Source organism: Bacillus fungorum, assembly GCF_002746455.1.
In the GTDB taxonomy this organism is placed as follows: Bacteria; Bacillota; Bacilli; order Bacillales; family Bacillaceae_G; genus Bacillus_A; species Bacillus_A fungorum.
The window spans coordinates 273,444-297,780 of record NZ_NWUW01000003.1 but is presented as its reverse complement, the minus strand read 5'-3'; the positions used below and the strand labels follow the sequence as shown (position 1 = coordinate 297,780).

At 34.9% G+C, this 24,337-nt stretch carries 19 protein-coding genes, 3 pseudogenes and 3 other annotated features; of the genes and pseudogenes, 7 read left to right on the top strand and 15 right to left on the bottom strand.

Features of this window, described 5'->3' with window-relative positions; translation table 11 throughout:
- Positions 1 to 361: 361 nt before the first annotated feature.
- The 9 genes from CO726_RS06170 to CO726_RS06120 all read right to left on the bottom strand — a co-directional run bounded on the left by CO726_RS06170 (position 362) and on the right by CO726_RS06120 (position 16,111).
- Positions 362 to 3,478 carry an MMPL family transporter gene (locus tag CO726_RS06170; RefSeq protein ID WP_136699416.1) on the bottom strand — a complete coding sequence of 1,039 codons (3,117 nt, stop codon included), beginning with the start codon at positions 3,476 to 3,478 and terminating at the stop codon, positions 362 to 364.
- Positions 3,479 to 3,620: 142 nt separating this feature from the next.
- A complete protein-coding gene (locus tag CO726_RS06165) occupies positions 3,621 to 4,187 on the bottom strand; it encodes a TetR/AcrR family transcriptional regulator (RefSeq protein WP_099683675.1) in 567 nt (188 codons plus the stop codon).
- Between the two features lie 231 nt (positions 4,188 to 4,418).
- On the bottom strand, positions 4,419 to 5,579 hold the full coding sequence (locus CO726_RS06160) for a GNAT family N-acetyltransferase (RefSeq protein ID WP_136699414.1): 1,161 nt from the start codon (positions 5,577 to 5,579) through the stop codon (positions 4,419 to 4,421).
- 137 nt (positions 5,580 to 5,716) lie between these two features.
- Entirely contained in the window at positions 5,717 to 7,006 is a 1,290-nt protein-coding gene (aroA, locus tag CO726_RS06155; protein WP_099683673.1) for a 3-phosphoshikimate 1-carboxyvinyltransferase, read from the bottom strand.
- A gap of 16 nt (positions 7,007 to 7,022) precedes the next feature.
- The gene (gene tyrA, locus CO726_RS06150; RefSeq protein ID WP_099683672.1) at positions 7,023 to 8,123 is read right to left on the bottom strand and encodes a prephenate dehydrogenase; all 1,101 of its coding nucleotides are present in this window, start codon (positions 8,121 to 8,123) and stop codon (positions 7,023 to 7,025) included.
- Positions 8,116 to 9,216 carry a histidinol-phosphate transaminase gene (gene hisC / locus CO726_RS06145; protein WP_099683671.1) on the bottom strand — a complete coding sequence of 367 codons (1,101 nt, stop codon included), beginning with the start codon at positions 9,214 to 9,216 and terminating at the stop codon, positions 8,116 to 8,118. The genes tyrA and hisC overlap by 8 nt, the downstream gene beginning before the upstream one ends.
- An 18-nt stretch (positions 9,217 to 9,234) precedes the next feature.
- Positions 9,235 to 10,407 carry a chorismate synthase gene (gene aroC, locus CO726_RS06140; RefSeq protein WP_099683670.1) on the bottom strand — a complete coding sequence of 391 codons (1,173 nt, stop codon included), beginning with the start codon at positions 10,405 to 10,407 and terminating at the stop codon, positions 9,235 to 9,237.
- Positions 10,408 to 10,460: 53 nt separating this feature from the next.
- Positions 10,461 to 10,680, bottom strand: a binding site (T-box leader).
- Positions 10,681 to 10,689: 9 nt separating this feature from the next.
- Complete coding sequence (locus CO726_RS06130) at positions 10,690 to 11,766, bottom strand: bifunctional 3-deoxy-7-phosphoheptulonate synthase/chorismate mutase (protein WP_099683668.1); 1,077 nt, start codon at positions 11,764 to 11,766, stop codon at positions 10,690 to 10,692.
- Between the two features lie 196 nt (positions 11,767 to 11,962).
- Positions 11,963 to 12,199, bottom strand: a binding site (T-box leader).
- A 54-nt stretch (positions 12,200 to 12,253) separates the two neighbouring features.
- Positions 12,254 to 12,490, bottom strand: a binding site (T-box leader).
- Between the two features lie 108 nt (positions 12,491 to 12,598).
- Positions 12,599 to 16,111 (bottom strand): DUF4020 domain-containing protein, encoded by a 3,513-nt coding sequence (locus tag CO726_RS06120; protein WP_099683667.1) that lies wholly within the window; start codon positions 16,109 to 16,111, stop codon positions 12,599 to 12,601.
- 149 nt (positions 16,112 to 16,260) lie between these two features.
- Here CO726_RS06120 and CO726_RS06115 point away from each other — a divergent pair, with 149 nt between their 5' ends.
- Entirely contained in the window at positions 16,261 to 16,698 is a 438-nt protein-coding gene (locus tag CO726_RS06115; protein WP_098759940.1) for a YndM family protein, read from the top strand.
- A 189-nt stretch (positions 16,699 to 16,887) separates the two neighbouring features.
- On the opposite strand, the gene CO726_RS32380 is transcribed toward CO726_RS06115, so the two are convergent.
- From CO726_RS32380 to CO726_RS06100, 3 genes and pseudogenes are all read right to left on the bottom strand, one after another.
- The gene (locus tag CO726_RS32380) at positions 16,888 to 17,418 is read right to left on the bottom strand and encodes a cysteine hydrolase family protein (RefSeq protein ID WP_245916580.1); all 531 of its coding nucleotides are present in this window, start codon (positions 17,416 to 17,418) and stop codon (positions 16,888 to 16,890) included.
- Between the two features lie 15 nt (positions 17,419 to 17,433).
- Positions 17,434 to 17,967, bottom strand: a pseudogene (locus CO726_RS32375) (GNAT family N-acetyltransferase); the annotation flags it as partial.
- A gap of 15 nt (positions 17,968 to 17,982) precedes the next feature.
- The gene (locus CO726_RS06100; protein WP_099683665.1) at positions 17,983 to 18,288 is read right to left on the bottom strand and encodes a YfzA family protein; all 306 of its coding nucleotides are present in this window, start codon (positions 18,286 to 18,288) and stop codon (positions 17,983 to 17,985) included.
- A gap of 101 nt (positions 18,289 to 18,389) precedes the next feature.
- Between CO726_RS06100 and CO726_RS06095 the strand changes: the two genes are divergently transcribed.
- Positions 18,390 to 18,908: a kinase gene (locus tag CO726_RS06095; protein ID WP_099683664.1), complete on the top strand. Its 519-nt coding sequence runs from the start codon at positions 18,390 to 18,392 to the stop codon at positions 18,906 to 18,908.
- Positions 18,909 to 18,959: 51 nt separating this feature from the next.
- Here CO726_RS06095 and entB read toward each other — a convergent pair whose 3' ends face one another.
- Together entB and CO726_RS06085 are read right to left on the bottom strand one after the other, a co-directional pair.
- A complete protein-coding gene (entB, locus tag CO726_RS06090; RefSeq protein WP_099683663.1) occupies positions 18,960 to 20,354 on the bottom strand; it encodes a cell wall-binding protein EntB in 1,395 nt (464 codons plus the stop codon).
- Positions 20,355 to 20,550: 196 nt separating this feature from the next.
- Positions 20,551 to 21,042 carry a nitroreductase gene (locus CO726_RS06085; RefSeq protein WP_136699412.1) on the bottom strand — a complete coding sequence of 164 codons (492 nt, stop codon included), beginning with the start codon at positions 21,040 to 21,042 and terminating at the stop codon, positions 20,551 to 20,553.
- A 179-nt stretch (positions 21,043 to 21,221) separates the two neighbouring features.
- Here CO726_RS06085 and CO726_RS06080 point away from each other — a divergent pair.
- From CO726_RS06080 to CO726_RS32360, 5 genes and pseudogenes are all read left to right on the top strand, one after another.
- Positions 21,222 to 21,481 (top strand): annotated as a pseudogene (locus tag CO726_RS06080) (VOC family protein); the annotation flags it as partial.
- Positions 21,459 to 21,617: pseudogene (locus CO726_RS06075) on the top strand (GNAT family N-acetyltransferase); the annotation flags it as partial. The pseudogenes CO726_RS06080 and CO726_RS06075, both read left to right, overlap by 23 nt.
- A gap of 155 nt (positions 21,618 to 21,772) precedes the next feature.
- Entirely contained in the window at positions 21,773 to 22,078 is a 306-nt protein-coding gene (locus CO726_RS32370) for an FAD-binding protein (protein WP_245916574.1), read from the top strand.
- 66 nt (positions 22,079 to 22,144) lie between these two features.
- Positions 22,145 to 22,507, top strand: coding sequence for a hypothetical protein (locus tag CO726_RS32365; protein WP_245916571.1), 363 nt, complete (start codon positions 22,145 to 22,147; stop codon positions 22,505 to 22,507).
- A gap of 15 nt (positions 22,508 to 22,522) precedes the next feature.
- Positions 22,523 to 22,729 carry a BBE domain-containing protein gene (locus CO726_RS32360; RefSeq protein WP_245916569.1) on the top strand — a complete coding sequence of 69 codons (207 nt, stop codon included), beginning with the start codon at positions 22,523 to 22,525 and terminating at the stop codon, positions 22,727 to 22,729.
- Between the two features lie 57 nt (positions 22,730 to 22,786).
- Here CO726_RS32360 and CO726_RS06065 read toward each other — a convergent pair whose 3' ends face one another.
- Positions 22,787 to 24,334, bottom strand: coding sequence for an MFS transporter (locus CO726_RS06065; RefSeq protein WP_099683661.1), 1,548 nt, complete (start codon positions 24,332 to 24,334; stop codon positions 22,787 to 22,789).
- Between the last annotated feature and the right edge of the window lie 3 nt (positions 24,335 to 24,337).

Sequence of the window (24,337 nt, the reverse complement as noted above, 5' to 3'; positions counted from 1 at the left end):
TTCTTAAAGCAACCTGACCGTTAGTTTAAGAACATTTTTTCACAATCTCTATTATTATTTTAACATAAATTTTCCATTTACCTTTAAAAAAAGATAGTCCACCATTATTTGAGTGAAATATCTAAAGTAAATTATATCTTTTAAATCAAATACTTTGTCAGTAATCCCCTATCGTTGTGTTGGTGTTTTTACTGTTTTCTTTTTCTCTTCCTTTGCTATTTAACTATATAAAAGTGCTTAAACACTGTAATAAAAATAAAAAAAGGATGCTAAATCATATGTGATTTACATCCCTAATTTGTGTGTTATTTTATATTTTCTCTTCTATAACTGAACCAGTTACTTTTAAAAGGGTATTCTTTTATTTCCTTTCGCTTAATTTCTTTGCATAATCCTTCATTTTACTCGTTAACCCTATTAAAGCAGGTAACAATATTGGCATCACAATGATAGCTAATAGTAATAGTGCAACACCAACAACGGATGCTACTTGTATAAGCGTCAATACACCTGAAGGGATTAATGCAGCAAATGTACCACCTAAAATAAGTGCCGCTGATAATACGACTCCTCCAATATGACGAGAAGCAGTTACAATTTTCATCGCTAGGTCCCCTTCTAACTCATTGTATCTCATCATTACAAAAATACTATAATCCACTCCTAAAGCGACAATCATTATGAAACTAAAGAATGGGACATTCCAGCTTAATGAATCTACATGTAATACATGCGTACTAATTTGTTCGCTTATACCTAGTGATGCAAAGTACGCTAATATTAACGATCCAACAATAAAGATTGTGTTTAATAATGAACGTGTAATCACGATTAGTACAATCGTAATTCCAATTAACATAATTGTAGCTGTACGTAAGAAGTCTTGCCCTGTTACTTCTTTTAAATCAACGTTTCTAGCTGTCGTTCCTCCAATTGCTGTTTTCGCATCATTTAATTTGGTCCCCTTCAAAGTACCATCTATCGTATTATTGATTTCTTGAATAATTGGCATCGCTTCTTTTGAATACGGATTCGCGTCTAAAATGATTGTCATTTTAGCAGTTTTTCTATCGTGTGACATGTACGTATTCAAAGCTTTTTGGAAATCTTCTCCCTCTAAAACTTCTTTTGGAATATAAAACTTCTCAGAGCTTTTTGATTCATTTAGCTCGCCTAAATATTTCTGTGCGTCATTTAGGCCGTTACTTACTTTTCCAAGCCCTTCTGTACTTTTAGATAAGCCTGATTGTAATTGCCCCATCTTTTCTTGCAAGTCTTTCAGCCCAGTTAATAGCTGGCCTTGCCCATCATTTATTTTTGTTAATCCGGTTTGTAACTCTGATGACTTGTTCGCAATTTGTTTTGAACCTGAGGCACCTTCATTTAATCCATTTTTAAGATCAGCTGCCCCTTTTTGTAATTTAGTAACTCCATTGCTCATTTCTTTTAAGCCATTATCGACTTTCAATAACGATTGATTCGCTTCTTTAAATGAACCCATAGCTGCTTTATGCTGCGTCGCTAATTCATTTAATTCTTTTGATAGTACACTTAATTGCTTTTGAGCCTCTTTAGCAATTCCTATCGTTTGCAGTATGTTCGGATCATTTGCTAATTCTGGTTTCGTTTGAATGAAATTGGTCATTAACATTTCAATTTGTTCGTATCCTTTTTTCGCACCATCAATCGCTTGAGAAATGCTTCCGAAGTATTGATCGTAAGAACTTAAACCTTTTTCTAACTGTGCATAACCAGCATGAAGCTGTGATATTGCATTAGATAGGACATTTATATTTTCATTTACTGAAGTTAACCCACTCTCAATTTGCTGTGCTCCTTGTGCCCCATCGTTTATTCCATTCGATAATTGATTCAATGCTGTCCCTAAAGCAGATACACCATCTTTCGCCTCTTTCGTTCCATCAATTAACTTTTGAACATTTGCGAGGCCGTCTGAGTCATTACTACCCATTTTATTTTTAGCATCCGTTAAACCATCATTGATTTCTTTTATGCCACCATTTGCATCTCCTAATCCTGTATTTAGTTCTCCTGCTTGTTTATTTATATATAATTCTTTTATTTTATCTCCAGTTGGACGTGTCGGTGCATATACCTCTGAAACACCTTTCACTTTCGAAATTTTATCAGTTAACTCATCTAAAGTTTGTAGAGACGTTCCTTCATCTAATTTTTTGTTAGATTGAATGACTAACGTACTTGGTGAAGAAAAACCAGGCGGAAAATACTCTTCTATTACGTTAATCCCCATCTTTGATTCGTACTTATTGTCTACTTCAAATAAATCATTGTAATTAAGTGTATTAGAATATTTTAATACGAAAGGAATCGATATCACAAATACAATAATTAAAGCTACAAATGGTCTTGCTACTGAGTTTTTCGCAAAGAATCCCCATAAGCGACTATCTTCATGACCTTTAAATGTTTTAACTGGATAAAACATTCCTTTTCCTAAAAGTACCATAAAAAATGGATTTAAAGTGGTTAAAACGAGTAATAATACGAAAACACCAATCGCTACCGCTGAAGTAGATTGATATAGTTTAAAACTTGCTAAAGCGAGTGATGCAAAACCAATTAGCACTGCTATCCCGCTATATAAAACGGTTTTACCTGCCGATTTAAATGTTTCTTTCGTAGCTAAAAATGCGTTTTCTTGTTTACTTAATTCTTCTTTAAATCTCGTAAATAATAAAATGTTATAGTCTGTACCCACTCCAAACAGAACGACAACTACAAAGACTTGCGTAAAGTTTGAAAACGGAAAATTAAATTGATCTACAAGATGAGCAATAATCCCCATTGAAACTAAGTACGATACACCAACTGTAAGAAGAGAAACAATCGGAACAACAGGTGAACGGAATACAGTGATTAATACTAAAAGAATGAAAATGATTGAAATAACTTCAGTCTTTTTCACTCCCTCCTGAGAGGATTTAAGAAAATCACCCGCTATTAAGTCACTTCCTGTTAAGTACGTTTTTACCCCTTTCGTTTTTATTTTTTTATGAAGATTATTTGCAACTTTTGATATTTCACCATTCTTTTTATCTATTGATATTTGCGTTAAAATAGTCGTATTATCTTTAGAAACTAATTGTTTCTCTAAGTCTTTATTATCTAAATGTGAAACAACACCCTTTATTCCTAATTGCTCTTTTTCATTTTGCAGAGCGTTGATTGTTTTTGTTATTTCCTCTTTTTGCTCAGTTGTTAAAGCTGTTTTACTTCCACTATTAAAAACAGCTATAATGTCATACTTTTCAGTCCCGTCTTTATCCATTTCTTTTATCATTTTGTCAGCAATACTACTTTGTTCTGTATTAGGAATCGTAATGTGCCCTTTTTCTTTCACTAATTTATCCATATTTGGCATCGTTACGATCATTGTAATAGTAATAACTATCCATAATAGAAAAGATAAACTTCTCCAATTTCTCAGCTTGCCCATTTTAATCATCTCCCGTTTTGAAACTATCTTTCGGAATGAACGTTCATTCCTATCATTTCATTCTATTACATTATTTTGTAAACTCTATTAAACTCCCCTTTCCGGAATGAATATTCATTCCTATCCTTATAAAGCTATAGAATCAAATGATTCTAATAGCGTTCCAAGAGCTTTCTTCCAATTCTTTTACTAATTCTTTTGAGTATTCTAATTGCCCTGTTGCAATTACCTTCGTTAGTTTTTCTAGCGGTTGATATACAATAATAATTAAAGCAACTGGAGGCAATGGACGAAGAAAACCTTTTGCGATTCCATCTTCAATAATATTCATAAAGAAGCCTATAAAATCGTCAAATATTTTCTTACTCTGTTCGTCAAGAAAATAACTATCGCAGTGGGAATTGGTAAATAAAAAAGCATCCACATTATTTCTCGCAAATTCAAATAAACGGTTATACGTATGACTAAACTGTTCACGAATATTTGCTTCAACAGGAAAATCCGTTTTTATTATTTCAGAAAGCTGTAACATACTTTTTGAAAATAATGAGTTAACAAGTGCCTCTTTATTTGCAAAATAGCGATAAATAGTACCCGCACCGACATTTGCTTTTTCAGCGATCATTGGAATTGTCGTACCATCGTAACCACGCTCTGCGAAAAGTTGCATCGCAGCATCAAAAATATCCTCTTGTTTGTTTTTAGCCATTTTTTCCACCTCTATTTTCAGGAATGAAAATTCATTCCGTTTTTAATTATAAATTACATGGATTAAAAGTCAAGTGCGTGACAAAGTATCGTTACGTTTTTAATTCCTTGTTTGTGAATAAAATTATATCAGCGATTTTCAGGATATATCGACTTCCCGACAAAAACTGACAATATAACAGAAAGCCGTCCCAAGATTTTGTTTAGGACAGCCCAATTTCCTATTTAAAACTTAAAAGAAATCATAAATAAATGCTTTACGTACTGGAACTATATTCTCAAATGCTTGTATTTCCTCTTCGCTTCCGCTAATTAATTCTAGTTCATTAAGTTCTAACGGGCGTTTATAGCCGAAGATTATTGTAGATAATGCGTTTATATCCAGTTGAATTCCTTTATCTATTGTTTCCTCTTTCATAATTGTTATTTCATGATTTGCAAGCCTCACTGAAACGTTATTCCACGGTGCAAATGAATCTGTAATATGTAAAATCACTTCTTGCTGTGCATTGTTCCAGTTCAACTCATATTGTTTGAAGAACTTCTCCACATCTACAATTCTGCCCATAAAATACGGCTTTATTTCTGCCTTCACTCGCGGCTCTTGCAATGTATATAACAACGGTTCGTTTTCACTTACTGTCATTTCAAGTTCTTTAATCATAGAATCATGCTGGCAAATATAGTTCCATAGACCATTTCGCGCTTCATTATGCAGTGGAACAAATTCGTCTACTGTCATTTTGTTGTTTTCAATTTTATATAACATGTAGCCAGCTGCCGTTTTATTTTCATCGTAGTAAATTGCTAATGTTAAATAATCATAAACAGCTTGTAACCACCATTTTTCACCACGAACTAGCATACCGGAAAAACGTCCTGCAAATGTTTCATAAAGCTTTTCGACCTCTTCTGGGTGATTTTCTTTATTGAAACGTTTCACAGTACCATTCACTTGTTTTTTCATAACTAAATCAATCTTTGTCATATGACATACAAGGAGATCCGCACAAAGTTCCCAGCCGTATTTACGGTAAAATGCAACAGCAAATGGATGTAGCATCGATACTGTATATCCATCTTTTTTCATCGTTTGAAGTGAGTGTTGAAGCAATTCTTTTACATACCCGCTTCTTCTGTATTCTGGATACGTCGCTACCCCTGCAACGCCTCCCATTTTAAATTTTTCTTTTCCTATGTATATATGAAACGGAATAAGATGAAGTTTTGCTGCTAAATCTTCACCTTCCATAATACCGTATATTTCATGACTTTCTTTCATCTTTGTAAGTTGTTGCTGCAATCGTTCCTCGACAACTGTATATTGAAAAGCGTATTCTGATAGGCGTAATGCTTCTCTAAATTTATCTTCTTTTAATCGTATAACGTTCATATATTCCTCCTCCATTCCTTATTTGAATTGTACCATAATTCTAAACATTACAGTGCGGTGAATGAAATTATACCGACTTAACGACACAAACCCAATATAAAAAAAGCAGATACATCCCGTATCTGCTTCTCATTACTTTATTTAGCTAACTTTTGAAGTTCTTCGAAGAATGTAGGATATGATACGCCTACTGCTTCTGCATCTTCAATTGTTGTTTTTCCTTCTGCGATACATCCAGCGATTGCAAGCATCATTCCGATGCGGTGGTCACCGTAACTATTTACTGTATTGCCTTTTAGAGCTGATTTCCCGTAAATAATCATCCCGTCATCAGTTGCTTCTATGCGAGCTCCTAGCTTTGTTAATTCTGCAACGACTGTATCAATACGGTTCGTCTCTTTAACTTTTAATTCATGCGCATCTTTAATTACTGTAATTCCCTCTGCTTGCGTTGCCGCTAAGGCGATAACAGGAATTTCATCGATTAATCTTGGGATAATATCTCCGCCAATTTCGATTCCTTTTAATGAAGATGTCTCTATTGTAATGTTTGCAGCTGGTTCTGATGCTCCTTCGTTAATTGGCTCTACAGTGAACGTAGCACCCATTTTCTCTAAAACATCAATAATACCTGTACGAGTTGGATTCATCCCTACATTTTGTAATACTAGTTTACTATTTGGAATGATTGCGCCCGCTACTAAGAAAAATGCTGCAGATGATACGTCACCTGGCACTTGAATGTCTGTTCCTGTTAACTTTTGTCCACCTGCAAGTTTTACTGTTTTTCCTTCGCGAGTTACTTTAACGCCAAATGCTTCAAGCATTCTTTCCGTATGGTCGCGGGAAATATGTGGTTCTGTAACAGCTGTTACACCTTCTGCACGAAGTCCTGCAAGTAAAATAGCTGACTTTACTTGTGCGCTTGCTACAGGCGAAGTGTATTCAATTGCTTTTAAATCTCCGCCACGTATTGTTAGCGGTGTAAACGTTCCTTCTTCGCGGCCATCAATGATTGCGCCCATTTGCTTTAATGGATTTGCAACACGTTTCATCGGTCTTTTTGCGATAGATGCATCGCCTTGTACGCAAGAGAAAAATGGTGTATTTGCCAAAATTCCTGACATTAAACGTATTGTTGTACCAGAATTACCAACATCTAATACAGCTTTCGGTTCTTGTAAGCCTTCTAATCCTTTACCAACTACAGTGACTTCATCACCATTTTGCACGATGTCTACTCCCATTTCTTTAAAGCAAGAAATCGTACTTAAACAGTCTGCACCGGGCAAGAAACCTTTAATTGTTGTTTCTCCTTCTGCAATCGCGCCGAACATGACAGCGCGGTGTGAAATCGATTTATCTCCTGGAATTGTAATGTTGCCATTTAATCCGTTATTAACAGGTTGTATTGTTCTTCCCTTCACGTTTTCACCTTCTCATTTAAATTGTTTCATAAGTTTGGTATTTTTCTTCTCCAAGCGCTAGCTTTGCTTTCATACGATCTTCTTCTCTTTGGAAGCTAATACGTAATACCCCAAGCAACCCTTCACGCGCTTCTAATATTTGCAAGTTCGTAATACTAATTTCTTCGCGCGCTAAAATACTCGTAATGTGAGCCAATGCCCCTACTTTATCTAAAACATCGACGTATAAGTCGTGATAGGCAGGAATTGCCCCTCTCTTTCGTACTGGTAAAGAGTCACGGTATTCTTTCGCGTCTGCAAAATAGTTTTGAATCTCGCCTGCATCTCCGGTAGAAACTGTATCATATAAATCTTCCATTTCAGAGATCCACTCTTTTAATAATACCATTAAATGCTCACGATTTTGCTTAACAATATCACTCCACATTTTCGGACTACTAGATGCGATACGTGTAATGTCTTTAAACCCTCCGGCAGCTAGTTGATGAATGAGCGGATTATCTCCTGCATGTTTCTCTACTTGCTTTACTAATCCAGCGGCAATAAGATGCGGGAAATGACTTACAATCCCTGTTACATAATCATGTTCTTCCGTATTTAAAACAAGGAAATGTGACCCTGTTCCTTTTAACCAATCTTTTAACTCTCCCACATGTTCATTTGGTACATGATTCATCGGCGTTAAAATATAAAATGCATTTTCAAATAAATGTGCTTTTGCACTTTCAACGCCCGTTTTATGAGAACCTGCCATCGGATGTCCACCAATGAAAGAAACTTCCTTTGAAAATAAAGCTTCCGCTTCATTCATAATTGTTCCTTTTGTGCTACCAACATCAGTCACTATAACATCTTCTCGTAAACGGAATGACGCAAGTTTGTGTAATAGCTTCTTTGTTTCTTCAACTGGAGAAGCAAAAACAATTAAATGCGCCTCTTCACATGCATGTTGTAAATCTACTGCTATTTCATCTACTACGTGTAATTCTTTTGCACGCTCTACTTGTTCTTGAAATATATCATAACCTGCTATCGTTACATCGTGCTCTTTCTTAATTGCTAATGCGAGAGAGCCTCCGATTAAACCAGTTCCAATTAAAACTACCTTTTTACGCATTTGCCTCATCTCGAGACTTTCTTTTTTTATTTTCAAAGTGTTGTTTTAACACTGAAATCACTCCTTCATTTTGCTCCCTTGTTCCAACTGTAATACGGACACCATTCGGGAACGGGCGAATAATAAATCCTGCGTGTGCACAAGCTTCATAAATCTCTCCAGCATTCTCAACAGGCAAAAAGATGAAGTTTGTTTGCGATGGATAAAATGGAATATCATTTTTCTTACAAAAGCTCTCGTATTGTTGTAATCCCTCTGTATTCACACGAACTATTTCTTCAATAAACTCGTCATCACCAAAAGCAATCGTCGCTGCTTTTTGCGCTAATGAAGATACGTTAAATGGCAAACGTACGACATTTAATTTCTCGATTAACTCTTCCTGTCCAATCGCATATCCGACGCGGAAAGAAGCTAATCCGTACGCTTTAGAAAATGTTCTAAGTACAAGAATATTTTTATGTTTTTCTAAAAGCGGTAATGTCTCTGGGAAATCTTTTGCTGTTACGTATTCATAGTACGCTTCATCAATGACAATTAACGTATTTTCACTAATCCCCTCAATAAATTGAGTTAATTTTCGATCATTCACATATGTGCCTGTCGGGTTATTCGGATTACAAATCCATACGATTTTCGTATTATTATTTACCGCTGACGAAATTTCGTCCAAATCGTATACACCTTTATTTAATGGAACTTCTTTCACTTCACAACCTTCAATAATTGCATGATGACGATACTGCGGGAATGTTGCCCCAGCCGTTACGATGTTATCTCCTGCTTTAAGTACTGCACGGCTTATCATTTGAATGACTTCATCTAACCCACTACCGCAAAGTACTTGTTCCATTTGTACATGTAACTTATTCGCAATGGTTTGACGGAGTGTTGTAGCACCTCCGTCAGGATATAAAGCATGTTCTAACCACGATTTTTGCAACTCATCTAAAACACGTGGTGAGCAGCCAAATGGATTTTCATTCGATGCTAATTTAACAAATGAATGATTTCCATATACTTCTTTCATTTGTTCAGGTGATTTACCTGGTTTATATGGTTGTAATGATGATAGTTGCTCTTTTACTTGCATGTTAAAACCACCTTTTTATTAAAATTCTTTTGCGTATTTTTTATGTTGCGTAATGTTTTGCTGAATTAAATCCATACGATCTTTTCCGAATTGTTCGACAAGCGCATGTGCAAGTTCCCACGCTACAACAGATTCAGCTACTACACCTGCTGCTGGTACTGCACAACTATCAGATCTTTCAATACTCGCTTGGAAAGCTTCTTTCGTATCAATGTCAACACTTGCTAACGGTTTGTATAATGTAGGTATTGGTTTCATAACACCTCTTACGACAATTGGCATTCCTGTTGTCATACCGCCTTCTAAACCGCCGGCATTATTCGTTTTTCTCGTGTATCCTTGTTCTTCATCCCATAAAATTTCATCGTGCACTTTACTTCCTGGCTGTCTTGCCGCTTCAAAACCAACGCCAATTTCAGCACCTTTAAATGCATTAATACTCATAATTGCACCAGCAAGTTTTGCATCTAATTTACGATCGTAATGAACGTAACTACCAACACCTATTGGCATACCTTCTGCAATGACCTCAACAATACCGCCGATTGAATCCCCACTATTTTTAGCATTATCTATCGCATCCATCATGTCTTGCTCTACTTCTTTATCCAAACATCGAACTGGTGAGTTTTCAGTAATTTTTTGAATTTCTTCAATTGATAAGTTTGAAATATGTTTTGCTTTTACTCCACCAATTTCAAGAACATGTCCTGCAATTTCCACGCCTAATTCTTTTAAAATTTGCTTCGCAACTGCACCAGCAGCTACACGAACTGTTGTTTCTCTTGCTGATGAGCGCTCTAATACGTTTCTTATATCACGATGTCCATATTTAATTGCTCCGTTTAAATCCGCATGTCCTGGACGTGGTTTTGTAATTGTACGTTTCATTTCTTTACTTTCTTTTTCCGAAATTGGCTCTGCACCCATTACTTTCGTCCAATGTTTGAAATCATCATTTTTTACGATTAACGTTATCGGCGAGCCAAGTGTCATCCCATGACGAACACCACTTACAATTTCAACTGTATCAGTTTCAATTTGCATGCGTCTTCCGCGCCCATGCCCTTTTTGTCTTCTTAATAATTCTTTATTAATATGTTCCGCTGTTAAAGTTAAGCCTGCTGGTACACCTTCTAAAATAACTGTTAACTGCGGCCCATGTGATTCTCCAGCTGTAATGTATCTCATTTCTCTTGCCCCTTTACTATTTTTTTGTACAAAAAAGTCCCTACTGAGCGCTCAGTAGGGACGATGTTTATCGCGGTACCACCCTAGTTGTAGACAACTATCGTCTACCTCTCTTCTTCTTTAACGATCGTTTGACCGTCTTTCCCTCCAAAAATTGGTGAAAAAGATGCTCCAAGGCTGTAATTCATGCTTACCTTTGTACTGATTCACACCGACCATCAGCTCTCTTTAACAGTGAGATAAGCACTACTGTTTCCTCTTCAGCGCATATATGATATGGAATTAAGATAATTTATTTTTGAATCCTTTTAACTCTTCCATGAATTTATGGAATTCTGGAATATCCATTTGTTGTGCAGAATCTGATAATGCCACTGCTGGATCTGGATGTACTTCAGCCATTACTGCATCTGCTCCAATTGCAAGTGCTGCTTTCGCTGTTGGTAATAATAAATCTCTACGTCCAGTTGAATGCGTTACGTCAACGATAACTGGTAAATGTGTTTCTTTCTTTAAAATCGGTACTGCTGAAATATCTAATGTGTTACGTGTTGCTCTTTCGTATGTGCGGATACCGCGCTCACATAGAATAATTTGGTCGTTACCTTGTGCAATGATGTATTCAGCTGCGTTAATGAACTCATCAATTGTTGCTGCTAATCCTCGTTTTAATAATACTGGCTTGTTAACTTTACCTACAGCTCGTAATAAATCGAAGTTTTGCATGTTACGTGCGCCCACTTGAATTACATCAACGTAGTCTAATGCCATTTCAACGTCGTTCGGATTTAAAATTTCACTAATGATCGCTAAATCAAACTCATCTGCTACTTGGCGTAAAATTTGTAATCCTTCTACTCCTAAGCCTTGGAAATCGTATGGAGATGTTCTCGGTTTGAAAGCACCACCGCGCATTAATTTTAAGCCTTGGTCTTTCATCGCTTGCCCTACTTGGCGAACTTGCTCTAAGCTTTCTACCGCACAAGGTCCCATGATGAACGTTTGTGTTCCGTTACCAATCAATTCACCTTTTACATCAACGATTGTGTTTTCTTGTTTCTTTTTACGTGATACTAATAATGCTTTACGGTTATCATCTTCTTGTAATTCTAAGCTAGCTTTGAAGATTGTTTTGAAAATATGTTGAACCGTTGACGTTTCGAATGGTCCTTCGTTATTCTCTGCAATCATATCAAGCACTTCACGCTCACGTACTGGATCAAAACGTTTCGTACCTTGTACTTGCTTTTGCTCCCCAATTTTTTGAACGATTTCACCACGTTTGTTTAAAAGGTGTAATAGTTGTAAGTTAATTTCATCTACCTGTTTACGTAATTGATCTAATTCATGATTTGCCATTTGGAAATCCTCCTCTAATGTTTTAAAAGTATAGTAAGAGAACGGAAAATTCTCTATTTTCTGAACTGATAAATTATACAAATTTTAAGTGGAATCGATACCTCTTCTTATTTTAAACGAATACTTACTATAAGGACACTATCTACTAGATAAAACCCCACTTTTTTTTGTACAAAAAATCCCTACTGATCCAATCAGTAGGGACGATATTTATCGCGGTACCACCCTAGTTGTAGACTTCTTTCGTCTACCTCTCTTCATTGTTAACGATCATCTGACCGTCTTTCCCTTCATAAAGACAAATACTATCTTTACTACGAAAAAGATGCTCTAGGACTGTAATTCGCTCTTGTTTTTGTACTGGTTCGCACCAACCACCAGCTCTCTGTTACAGGGAAACAACAACTACTGCTTTTCCTTTCAACGCATGAATATTTAATTTTCAAGTTGGACCACTAAAATACAAAAAGTCCCTACTGAATAAATCAGTAGGGACGATATTTATCGCGGTACCACCCTAGTTGTAGACTAAGTTTCTGTCTACCTCTCTTCACTGTTAACGATCAATTGACCGCTTTTTCTTCATAAAGACAATACTATCTTTACTACGAAAAAGATGCTCCAAGACTGTAATTCATGATTATCCCTGTACTGGTTCACACCAACCACCAGCTCTCTGTTACAGTAAGACTAACCACTACTGTGATCTCTTCATTGCACTTTGTTTATTCAAATGTTTTTTGAAATTGAATAAGTATGCTTCGTATTATAGAACGCTTTTTAAAACAATGTCAACAACTTTTTATATATTTTTTTAAATTCCGCTTTCGCCCTACATTTCTTCTTGTAAATTCTCCATAACAATTCCGATGCGAATGATCTCATTATCTATTGCATTTAATACACATTTTTCTACTCTATACCCGATTAATACGTCTTTTATTTGAATGATTTCAGTTTCAAGTAAATCGGCTTCCTGAAGCGTTTGCAGTAAAGTGAAAAAGACATTTGCATACAATTCTTTATACATTTTTATACTCTCTGTCTTTTCAAGTATTTCATTAAATAACTGTTTTAACTCCGTTTGATTCCCTTTTCCACCTACGTCCGAAAATGTTTTACATATTATCGATAATCCTCTTTCTACTATTTCATCCATCAATAAAATAATACGTAAAAGCATTACATATTCTCTAGCTGTGATTTCACTCATTTTCGGTCGTTCTCGCAAAAATATACTGAGCCAAGCTGCCCAAAATTTTTGTTGTTCTTTTGCACTTAACGTTTTGACGTAATAGCATAAAAACTGCATAAATTTAATTTTATTTTCATCATTTTCTCGTATAAGTAAAGGGTATAACCAATCTGTTTTTTGCTCCCAATACAGTACACATTTAATAAATACAAAACTAAGCCATTTCAAGAAAGCTTCCCTCGTATGCGCATGTAATACTTCCAAATGTTCTACCGCATATTTAATAAATCGCTTCATCTCTGTAAATAAAGGTAAATTTATTTGCGTGTAACATAAGCCTGCCCATGCATATTTCGTAACCTCATTTTCCTTCTTCAAATCTAAGTACGGTAACAAATATTTTCGGCACCATTGCTTCTCAATATGATAAAGAAATGTAATATCTGCTACTAAACGAGCTAACATAAAATTTGTCCGTTCTGAACTAACTCTTACTTGTTCTTCAAATAAAAATAAATATTCATATACATTGCGATCGTATAGATGATCATATGATAACAGTTTTAATAATACAGCTGTCATTTTCCCAACAGGATGCTGAATCGATTCATTGTAAAAATCTTGTTTTCCAATTTTAAAATCTGTATCACTTTTCATTACTTGAGGGAATACCGAAAAAGCAAACCGTTTCACATTGCGTATACTATTTTCCTCTAACTCTTCTAACCGATTACTAATTTCATATAGAAAGCTACTAATTAACCAATGAAAAGCAGTATTTCTAACAAATTTCTGTAATAACGGAATAACTTTTTGGATTTGTTCATTTGTCAGTCCTCGGTTATTTCTCCACTCTCTAATACAAACAAACCATACTTCATTACTTATTTCATGCATACCAACTAATTGATAAGCAAATGAAATACTCCATTCTGTATTCAATTTACATGCTTTCGATAACATCTCTAAAAAATGACGTTGGTCAAAAACACCATCTTGAGAAAATTGACGAACTTGCTTCATAATTTCATCGTCTTTCAGCTGCAATAATCCATCAGCAGTTACATTACAAGTAATACTTTGTTCTGTGACCTCTTTCTTTTGTACACTGTATCGATCAGAATGAAAGTGAGGATGCTTTTGCTTCATTAACTCGTAACCTCTTGCCGTAGATGGACTCTTCGAATCACAAGTGAATAATAAATCTAACACTAAACAAACATCAAATGCCCTCTCCTCTGCAAGGTCCTTCAGTACAATTTGAATGACTTCTTCCTTTGTTTTTTCTAAAGAGAGTGCGAAATGATTTTTTATAAGGTGAAAAACTTCGTGTTTATAGGTGACATCAAAAAGTAGTCTTTCCTGTAACAACCATTTCATTTTTTCATCGGCGCTAACGAATATATTTTTATTCATTCCATCAATTGCAATTCGATTTTGAAGTATGCTATTTGCTTCTATCATTTCTGTAATATAATAATTTGCTTTTTTCTCATTGTTCTCACATAAATAGGCTAAACACTCTTTTACAATTTGAATTAAAAATGCAAGATCATTTTGCTGAAACTCTTTTTCCACATTTTCCTTATCCCTTTTTTTCAGTGCCGTTTGTCTTAGTGATAACATTCGCATCTTCTCTATTCCCATCATCATAATTGGAACGGCGTAATAGGAAATATGTGGTTTCATCTTCTCATTCCAAATTTGCTCTACATAAGAAAATGTAGACACTGGTAAACGACTTGATTCCTCAAGTTCTATTGATTCTTGCGTATCATTTCCCCATTTTCTTTCCCGCTTCAATTTAAGTTTTCCGTCCAAAATAAACGTTAGTAACAATAAAGCAATCTCTTTATGCTCAGGAAAAGAACATTTTTGCAGTAAGAAAGAAATTGTTTCAATAGATTTACTATCTTTTTCAGCTGTTTCTAATAAAAGCAGTGTCCATCTTGCAAACAACAACGGGTCCATTTTAATTTTCGTCTTGTTTAAGTAGCTACAAATTGTTCTCCATAATAACGGAGATATTTTAGAATGATTTTTAAAAATTAATTGAAATAATTCTTTTTGATGACTAAAAAGAAATTGTTCCACTAACCATTCTGCAAGTAATTCATCTACCTCATCATAGTTTGATGTAACTAAAAATAAATTTTGTAATTTCCCTTCTGCTTCAAGCCATTCCACCCATTCATAGTCATGAGCAAATTCAACGAAGTAGCGGACCGTTTCAATTTTTTTTATTGATTGTTTTATGTAAGATAATTGCTCCTGCTCTACTGACGGGGGAACTGTTACAATGTCACGAATTCGCATTCGTTTTGTAATATAATTATCCCCCATTAATTCCGCCCATCGCTTCACTGCTTTAACAAGAGATTGATGATTATTACCTTTATTCGGATACACAATCGGTCTTATTCCTAAATGCTCCCAGTGATACGTATTTTCCCCTTGTGCAACAAATGCATAACGCCTTGTACTTGGTGGTAAACCCGTTGCCAAATATTTCATTACTGGGTCATTATGACTATATCCAACGAACAAAACGGTATAATTCGAGAATAAATCAACTAAAAATCTTCTTGCCCATCCTTCTGTCAAGTAAGCCCTTCCAAAATCACCATCTGTTAAAATTAATGCTTCTTTTTCTTGTTCTATATTGCCATGTATGTAAGCGAGTCCTTTAAACGCTCTACCTGTAGGTAACGCAGGTGCGTAATATACGTTTAATTCTCTATTCATTTCTTTTATTGCAGTTGTAAAATGTCGATCAAAATTTGTCGTTACAATACGAACTTCCGTGTCTAAAGGAAACAACCTCGGAATTGCATAATGCAGCGGATTCGGTTTTGACTTTTCTATATGAACTAGGTCTCTTGCAACTTGATGTACATCTTTTGTTTTCGCAATTTTACCAAGATAATAATCATGAGGTTCTGTTATTTCACGTTTTTCGACATATAATGTTTTCGCAATTTCATCAACAAGATCATCAAAATTCGGTAAGTTAGATTTCCCTTTCATAGAAACTCCCGCTCCAACAAATAGTACTAACTTTCCTTGTTCCAGATGATCAATTAACTCATCTGGAATTTCTACTTCTGAAGTAATCCACACCAAGGATTCCCCCTTACCTAAAAATATCATATACTCTCATTTTACTATATCATTTTTTCTTTGTTTTTTTAATATTTAGACAAAAACAAACATGAAAAAGTTTTATGTAAATATATTCGTTACAATGTATGAACTCCTAAATTTATTGTAAAACTATGTATAAATCGGAGGTGTAAATATTGAATGGTTTTACTGTAGTACTTATCAAGTTTATATCGTGCATTATCGCATTTAGTATTGGACTCGCTTTATTTTTCCCTGCAACGTTCGTCCAAATTATTTCATTTAGTCTCTTTGTTACAATCGTATCTTATATGTTCGTTGATAAAATTATTTTAAATCGAATAGGCAATACTGGTGCCATTATGTCGGATTTCTTACTAACATATTTAAGTGTATGGATTTTCGGTAATATTTTGTTAGACAACTACATGCAAATTGCATGGGGAAGCATCCTTTCCGCGAGTGTCTTCACATTATCAGAAGTAATCGTTCATCGCTTCTCTAACTCACACACAAGGCACAACAATGATAACATTCATATTAATCGCCGCTTTGCATATGGTACGGAGTTTGCGGAAGAACAGAATGTGTTGGATAAAGATAAGAAGAAGTAATATTTTGATGCAGGAGCGCCCATTTTAATTATGTGGTGCTCCTTTTTCTGTTTTCCTTATGATACGTGAAATTATATCGACGATTTTTCAAATATATCTATCGTAACTTGAAATATATCGACGTTTCGACAAATAATATCGATTTATCGACATTATTTGATGCTATTTCTTCTAATAAAAAACTGCCTCTTATTTAGAGGCAGTTACTTTCAAATCTTTTAACGTAACAACATTAGCGAACGCTCCAAACACTACGTTATGATGCTTCACAATGTCTTCAGCACGTAACACTTCTGTATCAAACGTACTATGCGCATCACTCACTAACGTTACTTTATACCCTTCACTAAACGCTCTTCGCGTTGTCGTATCCACACAGTACTCTGTTTGCATTCCTGAAATAATAACATGTTCAATTCCTTTTTCTTGTAATACTTCGTTTAAGTTTGTTTTATGGAATGAATCTGGTGTTGTCTTTTTAACAACGAGATCCCCTTCTTGCGGTGCAATTGCCGCATGAACCTTCCAGCCATCTGTACCTTTTTCTAACGGATGATCTTTTGGTCCGTTATGTTGGACATAAATAACTGGAATATCATTTGAACGACATTCCCCAATAAGCTCTTGCAATATTTCTAAAAACTTTTCCCCATTATGTACTGGTATTCCTGCTGTATACATACCTGCTTGCACATCGATTACTAATAACGCTTTTTTCATATCGCGCAGCTCCCTTTGTTTGTATTCCATCATCCAACAATCTTCTAATACCCCTTCATGCAGTTCATGTTCTTTTAAAATCTTTACCTTTTTAAATCCACATTTTTCATAACACTTTATCGCACGTTCATTATTTACTTTCGGGTCCATTGCAATTGCTTCTGCTCCCGCGTTCTCCATAATATATGTAATTGCTGCCTGAACAAGTTTAGTTCCAATTCCCTTTTCCCAATAGGATGGTTCACCAATGAATTGGTCCATTCCCCATACATTTTGTGATGCTTCATAGCCATATAATGTTTTCCACTCCGAATCAACTGGATACATTTGAATATAACCAATTGACACATCTTCAAACTCTATTAAGCATCTTTTTTCATGACTATTTGGATTATGTATAAAATGATCCAGTACCATTTCTACTGATTGCGGATTATCTCTTCCTTCGTAATACTGCAGGACTTCTGGGTCTGTTAACCATTTTGAAATGATTGGTGCATCATCTTCTACTACGTACCTAACCGATACATTATCTATTTGAAATAGCATATATAGCACCTCTATTTAATTATTTATATTTTTTCTTGCGGTAAAATCTTTAATTGCACCTATCAGTGCATACGGTAGTAATGTAACCGCAAAAAATACTGTAAACACATTAAAATGAGGGATTTCATATAGAGTGAACCATTCCGTGAAAAATTGAGAATTTAATACTCTATTAAAAAATTCTCCACCAGGTCTAAAGTTTGGTGCCCATGCAGTTACTTCACAAATAATAAACAACAATTGTACAATTATAAATGCCCCAAGATAGCGAAACCATGTTCGTTTCCAAATCGGCTGCGCCTTATTTAATGTACCTTCCATTTAGCCCCCACCTTTTTTATTTGCATCCTATTAATTATACACTTTCTACGCTTCATTTGTTAAAATTTTCTATATAATCATTCGCGTTGGGGGAATACATTATGTCTAATCCTATACTTAAATCAACTTTAATCATCCTTAGAGGAAACTCCGCAAGTGGTAAAACCACAATCGCAAAGCAACTACAAGAACATTTTGGACAAGGCACACTTTTAGTATCACAGGATGTTGTACGTAGAGATATGCTTAGAGTACACGACACGATGGGTAATTTATCACATGATTTACTATTTGAAATTACAAAATACGGAAAAAGAAAATGTGAGTTTGTTATTTTAGAAGGTATTTTAAACAGTCGTAGATACGGTGATATGCTGAAAGAATTAATACATTTTTTTGAAGGAAACGCGTATACATATTACTTTGATTTATCGTTAAAAGAAACGATTCGACGACATAACACAAGGGAAAAGCGGAATGAATTTGGTGAGGATTCCCTACAAAAATGGTATAATCCTCACGATACAATTGAAGTTGCTAGGGAAATTATTTTTACAGATGACTTAACGCAAAAAGATATATTTGATGCAATTCTTAATGATGTCATGGTACGAAAATAAGACCGACAGAATATGTCAGTCTTATTTTCATTATGGTATATTCTAGATTTATTATAGAATCTTCACTTTAACAGTTTGTCTTCCCCAATTCATCGCTTTACTTTTTGAACCCATTAAAACATCAATACGATTGCCTTTAATAGCACTTCCCGTATCACCAGCAATTGCTTCTCCATAACCTTCTACCCATACTTTAGATCCTAATGGGATTACTTTCGGATCTACTGCGATAATTCTCATATTCGGATTAGCTGTTAAATCATGCCCCATCGCAGTTAAAACACGTCCACCATAAGTACCATTCTCACTTGGATCAGCCGTATACGCTGTCGCTACAACCGTTAATTCACGTTTAGCAGACTGTGTGTTATTTTTAGACTCTTCTTTTGTCTTTATTGCTTCTCGTGCTTTCGCTTCTTCCTTAGCTTTTGCTATTTCTCGTGCTTTTGCTTCTTCTTTAGCCTTTGCTATTTCCTGTGCTTTTGCTTCCTCTTTTGCCTTTGCTATCTCTTGCGCTTTTGCTTCCTCTTTTGCCTTTGCTATCTCTTGCGCTTTTGCTTCTTCCTTAGCCTTTGCTATTTCCTGTGCTTTCGCTTCCTCTTTTGCCTTTGCTATTTCCTGTGCTTTCACTTCTTCCTTAGGCTTTGCTACTTCTTGGACTTTCACTTCTTCCTTAGGCTTTGTTACTTCTTGGACCTTCACTTCTTCCTTAGGCTTTGCTACTTCTTGGACTTTCACTTCTTCCTTAGGCTTTGTTACTTCTTGGACCTTCACTTCTTCCTTAGGCTTTGCTACTTCTTGAACTTTCACTTCTTCCTTAGGCTTTGCTACTTCTTGAACTTTCACTTCTTCCTTAGGCTTTGCTACTTCTTGAACTTTCACTTCTTCCTTAGGTTTAATTGTTTCTTTTGCCTTTGTTACCTTCTGTGTTTTAGCTTCTTCCTTAGCTTTAACCGTTTTTTGTACTTTCGCTACTTGCTTCGTTTTCTCGTCAGCCTTTTTTTCAACTGGTGCTGTACTAGATAAGAAAGAAACATTTGCATAAGCTGTTTTTCCTTTATACTCAAATTGCAGCCATCCATCTTTTACTTGATGCGTTGATTCAATTACATCATCTTTTTTCAGTCTGCCAAGAATTTCTGATTCCGTGTTTGATTCAGAACGTACATTTAACAAATTTGCTGTTACATGGTAAATATCTTTAGTAAACTCCGAGCTTACAAATACTTCTTTACCATTCAACTCAATTTTTGACCAGCCATCTTCAGTATTTATGACTTTTAATTCTTCCCCGTTTTTGACTTTTTCTACAACTTTTGATTCCGTAGTCGGTTTTTCACGTACGTTGAGTACATCTGCTGTTACAATCGTTTCTGCGGTAGCAGTGGTGGTAAAAGCCCCCAATCCAAAAACAGTTGCTGTTGCTGCGCCAATTACTTTTTTCATATTAGCCTCCATTATATTTTTTTGAATTCTATCAAATGCTTCCATAAATTCATGGAAGCATTTGCAGCAATATATTAGTACCACTTAATATATTGCTATTAAAACTCCTTACTCCAATACTATCAAATTCTTATTTCTAATTCTATATATTATAAGTCTCCTTATCTTCTATAAACGTTTCATGTCCGTCTTCACACTATATAGTTGTCACAATTCCCGCCAAAAATAAACTTACGATTGCTAAAAATTGAGTAGCGACTATAGCCCCTCTTAAATGAAACTTATAATCTTTATATCCCTTCATCCCTTCCGTACAAGGAATAACAACGAATCTCGGGGTAATCCAACAAAAGATTAGCCAATCAATTATGAGTAAATCTACTAAATTGAAAATCATTAAAATACCAAAAGTATGTAAATAGGTATCCAGATATAATAATTTTTCGTGTTTATGTAGTATATATGTAGAAACGAAAGGAGTACCAAAAAGAATAGCATTATATGCAATATTAAAGTAAATCGTTTGCTTTTTTTCATGAATCGATTTTGGAAAAACTACTTTTTGAATATCTTTCGGATAATCCGTTAACGAAAGTCGGGGATTATAATATAAGGACCCTAAAATCATTACGGATAGTACAATAGACATAAGGAAACCAACGTACATCATTTGCTCAAATGAACTCATATGCATCATTCACCCTTTTCAGTAGTTACTATGTAGATATTTCATTTAATTACCTATTATATGTACGTACATGACCAAAAATTAACAATCCCCTTCAACACCGAATCAAAATTGTTGCAATGTAAATACAATTTTTATACAGTGAAGCCAAATTAGTTAAGTTAGGATTGGGGAAAACTATGAAAATTGAGCATATTGCAATATGGGTAAATGATTTAAAATTAATGCGTACTTTAATGGTGAAGCGAACTCTTTGTATCATAATGAAGCGAAACAATTTGAAGCTTATTTTATTACGTTCGAATCTGGAACAAGACTTGAACTTATGCGTAAAAAAGGAATTGAAAATACGCCTAATCTAAATATAACCGGCTATGCTCATATGTCTTTCTCTGTTGGTAGTGAAGAACGTGTAAATGAATATAGCGAAGCAGACAAATGTAAACGTACTAAAAGCAATTATCGATCCAGGCAACATCCCCTCTCCCCCAATTTTACTAAACGTCGGTTTTACATCAGAGAAAGTTTGCGAGATTGATGGATTACCTGGAGAGATTTTGAGTACATACATATAATTACAAAAAGGCAGTGCTACATATGAAGCACTGCCTTTTTCTTTATTGGAATAATCCGCTTCCCTTATTCACTTACTTATAAAGTATTGTCAGTTCTTTTTTATTTTCTGTATTTCCACATTATTTACATTTCACGTCAAGGAGAGCTAGCTGAAATGAATAATCAAAAAATTGAACTTACTGGTCGTATCGTTACACCTAATAGTCCTGATTATAATTCAGCTCGTGAGGCGTTCAACACATTCTTCAACAAATTCCCGTTAATTATTGTCTTTACTCAAAATACGCAAGATGTAGTAAATGCCGTTCGCTGGTCAAGGCTCCACAACGTCCCTATGCGTATGCGCTCTGGACGTCATGATTATGAGGCATTATCCGTTCGCAATGCTGGCCTTGTAATTGATGTAAATGAAATGAAAAAATTAGAAATAGATCACAATAGTGGAACTGTAACGATCTGAACTGGATGGAGGAACATTTCTTTAATTGAAACACTTGCAACTGAAGGATTAGAACCGTATTTATTAATGCAAGGTGTTTTTCTCGGTTCTGTTCAAGAATTACAAACGCTACTACAGCATTTAATAGAATCCGGTTCACCATTACAAGTAACGATAGAAGAAATCCCTTGGTCAGAAGCAGCAGCGAAAATAGCTGAGAAACAACCAGCAACTCCTTTACCATTTAAAAGTGTAGGTCCGTACGTATATGAACTTCTACCAGAAGAAGGACTCTCCATTATCGATCACTTTATTAATAATGCACCTCCCTATTCCACTACCTCCGTATTTTTCCACGGATTAGGCGGTGCTGTTGCTGAGGTGCCAAATGAGGCGACTGCTTACTTTTACAGAAAAGCACTATCAAACATGTCAATATTCGCTACTTGAGGGCAACAAGAGGGTGTGGCTGGAAGTATTCAGTGGGTTGAAGACTTCCGCTTAGCAATGCTCCCATTTACAAAAGGTGTCTATGTTAATACACCTGACCTCTCTATTAAAGATTGGCCAGATGTATACTTCAGCGGTAACTTTGAACGATTAATGGAAGTAAAAGCAAAATATGATTCGAAAAATGTTTTTAACTTTCCGCAAATTATTCCGCCATTTTAATTATTTAAATACTATTTAGCAGTTTAGTATAAAAATGTTTTTGTTTACATAACAATATTATGATGTATAAGGTATTACTCTTTTACTTCTCTTTTTATTTATAATGACTCTTCCTATATTAAAAGCAAAAGCGATAAAAAATATAATACTCCCTATTAAAAATACTAAATTATAACTACGAATAATTCCTTGCTTATATTTCTCCTTTAGTTGCTTGTAAATCTTATCCTCCTCATCAGTTTTTAATAATATCTGTTGTTTTTTATTTATGGCTTGCAATACTTGTTCCCTTTCTAAATTTGACAAATCACTTTTTTTAATAACAGTCACTATTTCCCTATTTATCTTCTCTTTTTCAATTAACAACTGATGATTCAAAAACATCACCAGTATCGCTACCCCAACAATACTTCCAACTGTTCTAGAAATATTACATATACTTGAAGCAACACCTGAATTTTCAATTGGCACACTTAAAACTGCCGTTGTTGTATACGGTGCTAACGTGCAACCAGTTCCAATCCCAACAATTATTAATCTCCAAATATAATCCCATGTAGTAAAGTTTGAATCTATTTGACTAAATAAATATGATGCTATGATAAATGTTAGTAGCCCTATACTACCTATTAATGAACTTCCTCGCTTTGCTGCAATTGGTGTTACTACTGCTGTAACAAACATCGAAACAATCGCTAGCGTGCTAATTATTAAGCCTGAATGTAATTCAGACATACCTTCTACTTGAACAAAATAAAAAGCTAGTATAAACAAAAAGTTCATTAATCCCATTCCTACGAAGAATAAAGAAAAATTCGAGATTGAAAATTCTTTATTTGTGAATAACTTTAATGGCAACATTGGATTTTTACTTTTCTTTTCAATGATAAAAAATAATATAAAACCTATGAGTGAGAGTATAAAAAGCAGAATTAAGCATATGGTGCTTAAATGATTTGTATTTACTTGTATGAGTACATATACAAGTAAGCATAGTGCCGATGCAGAAGTAATCATACCTGCCCAATCTATTTTAGAGCTTGCAGCATGATCATACGATTCCTTAATACAAAGAATCACGAAGATGGAAGATAATATACCCACTGGTATATTAATAAAAAACACCCAACTCCAATTTAATTTGTCAGTTAAAACGCCTCCAAGTGAAGGGCCAATTGCCGCTGCTCCCCCCCCAAAAGCTCCCATGATGCCTCCTATCATACCTTGTTTCTCTCTCGGTACTAAATTAAGGCCTAATGGCATAGCAACTGGTACGATAACTGCGGCGGAAATTCCTTGTATTATCCTAAAAGCTACTAATGTATGAAAAGAAGTGGCTATACCACATATAAATGAACTAATAGAAAATCCCAATAAACCAATAATATACAGCTTCTTGCGACCAAACTGATCCGCCAGACGTGCTGCAATTAATAAACACGATACAAAGGCAACATTATAACCATTAGTAACCCAAGAAATTGTATCAATTGAAGTATGAAATGTCTTTGTTATTTCTGGTAATGCGATATTCACTATATTTGAATCTAAAATTGCCATAAAAAAACCTGCAATTAAAGCTATTAATGCAAATGTATTTCTCATTTC